Below are 2,404 nucleotides of genomic sequence, written 5' to 3'. Positions count from 1 at the left end.
GGTGGGGGGGGGGGCTGAACAGTAAACGGCTCGACGCTGTGCCGGCCGGATCAGCGCCAGAGAAAGGCGGAGACGTCGCCCCCCAGGTCCTCCATGGCGTCCACCAGGAGCTGCGCCAGGTAGAGCGGGTTGTGGATATAGCCGCAGGGCTCCTTCTGGCTGGTCTGGTAGTTGTAGGCCGCCTTGAGGCCAGCGGCGTTGAACCGGTACCGGTTGCCGGAGCTCACCTCCGCCGGATCGGCGACGCCATTGCCGTTGGTGTCCCGGAACCAGTAGGGATAGGCGCTGTCGTCGTAGACCGCGCCGGTGCCCAGGCCCGCGGTGTAGGCGACGATGCGGGCGTACAACGCGGCCTCCAGGCCATCGATCTCCGCCTGCAGGGACTCGTTGACATTGCCGTCGGCATCGTAATCCGGCGCCGAGCTGGGCCGGATGCCTTCGAAGGTGAAGCTCTCGACGTCAAATCCCGGGTTGGGCTGGGAGACGTCCAGGCCGTGGCACAGATGGCAGTAAGCCGGGTTCGGGGTGGTCACGTTGTGGTCCAGGGTGCCGGTCTTGCTGGACATGTGGCACTCGATGCAGGTGTCGAAAAAGCCCCGGTGGCCCGGGAAGGTGTTCTTGCCGGCATAGGTCTTGCCGGGGTACTCGTAGCCGCCCTGGACGTCGGTGCCCAGGACCGAGGCGGCGGCGGCGAAGTAGTGGATGTTGATGAAGGAGTATGGCCCACCGGAGGCGGCGATGGTGTCATCGACGGTCTTCTTGGAGGCCCGGCCCTGGTGGCAGTTCAGGCACAGGTTGCTGTCGTCCCCCATGTCAGCCTCCAGGCCGGAGGGGAAGGTCACCGCGCCCACGGCCCGGCGGGTGAAGAGGGCCAAATCGTCATGGCAGGTGGCGCAGGTCATGCCGTTGGCCACCTCGGTGGCGGTGTTGCTGCCCCAGGTCAGGAAATCCACCAGGCCGTTCTTGCCGTGGCACTTGGCGCAGGAGCCCGGAACCTCGCCGTCCTCGTCCCAGTTCCGCCAGGGCTCGGTGGAGCCGTCGAAGTGGCCCTCATCGACCCGGTGGGTGCCAGCGAGGCTCACCGGGGTGGTGAGGGCGCTGTTGAGGTCAGCGATGGAATCGTGGAGCAGCTCAATGAGGTACTTGCCGCCGTGGGCAAAGCCGCCGGGGTCCTTCTGGGAGGTCTGGTAGTTGTACGCCGCCCGGAGCAGCCGGGCGGTGAAGGCGTTGTACTTGTTGGCCGAGGTCTTCTCGCTGGCATCCGCCTGGCCGTTGCCGTTGGTGTCCAGGAAAAAGTAGGGATAGGTGTCCGAGCCGTAGGCAATGGCCGCGCCGCCCTTCTCCAGGGCATAGGCCTGGATGGCGGCCAGCAGCTTGGCCTGCAGGCCAGCGATCTCGAACCACACCCCTTCGGTGATGTTGCCGTCGCCGTCGTAGTCCACCTGGGAGCCCATGGTGCGGATATCCCGGAAGTCACTGGTGTCCACCAGGCCGGAGTGGCAGCCCTGGCAGGACGCCATCCGGATCCGCAGCGAGTGCGGCTCGTGGCAATCGATGCAGGTGTCGATGCCCTCCACGTGGTTGAGGCGGGCGTCGTAGGTCTTGTCCCCGTACTGGTAGCCGCCCATGACCACGGTGCCGTACAGGGTGGCCGCGGCCGCAAAGTAGTGGACGTTGACGAAGGACAGGCTGGCGCTGGGCGTATCGTCATCCGGCAGGGCGGCATTGGCGATGGCGGTATCCACCTGCACCGTCGAGGCCCGACCCTGGTGGCAGACCATGCAGCGGGCCTCCGGACCCAGTCCGCCCACCTCCACCCCGGAGGGGAAGGTCACGGCGGCCAGGGCGGCGGTGCTGTCGTTGTGGCAGGTGGCGCACTCGATCACGGTGCCCAGGGCCGCCGCCGCATCCACGGTGCCGGCGGGGCTGCCGTCCTCGCCCAGACAATCGAGATAGCCCGGCGAGCTGTGACAACGGGCACAGGAGGTCGGCACCGCGCCGTCCTCATCCCAGTTGGTGAAGGCCTCGGCGGTGTGGTCGGCATGGGCCGAGCCGGACCAGGCCTCCTGGTGGGGGATGTCGGTGGGTGGCGGGAAGCCGGGCTTGGCCTCGAAGGAGACCAGGGACCAGGGGGCGTTGTCGGCGCCCAGGGTCACCGTATAGGAGGGGGGCACAAAGTAGTAGCCGCTCTTTTCGGGGGTGAGCCTGAGGGTGACGGCTGGCACCCGGGTGGCGACAAAGAAGCCGGCGGCATTGGTGTTGACGGTGACCGGGGCAGGCAGCACCGCGGCATCGATCTCGATGGGCACGTTGCCGCGGCCGGCGGCATCCCCGTAAACCTGCACAGCCAGGTTGAAGCGGGGCACCGCGGCCCGCCTGGCCGCCGCGCTTGGGGTGGCGGCCA

General features: G+C 67.8%; 1 protein-coding gene. It reads right to left on the bottom strand.

The genetic code is table 11. The features are described from left to right. Window positions 1–50: 50 nt before the first annotated feature. On the bottom strand, window positions 51–2,404 hold a 2,354-nt coding region (locus tag AB1634_19355; protein MEW6221670.1), incomplete at its 5' end, for a hypothetical protein.

It is taken from the genome of Thermodesulfobacteriota bacterium, from assembly GCA_040755095.1.
Lineage (GTDB): Bacteria > Desulfobacterota > Desulfobulbia > Desulfobulbales > JBFMBH01 > JBFMBH01.
This window is presented reverse-complemented; position numbering and strand designations above follow the sequence as displayed.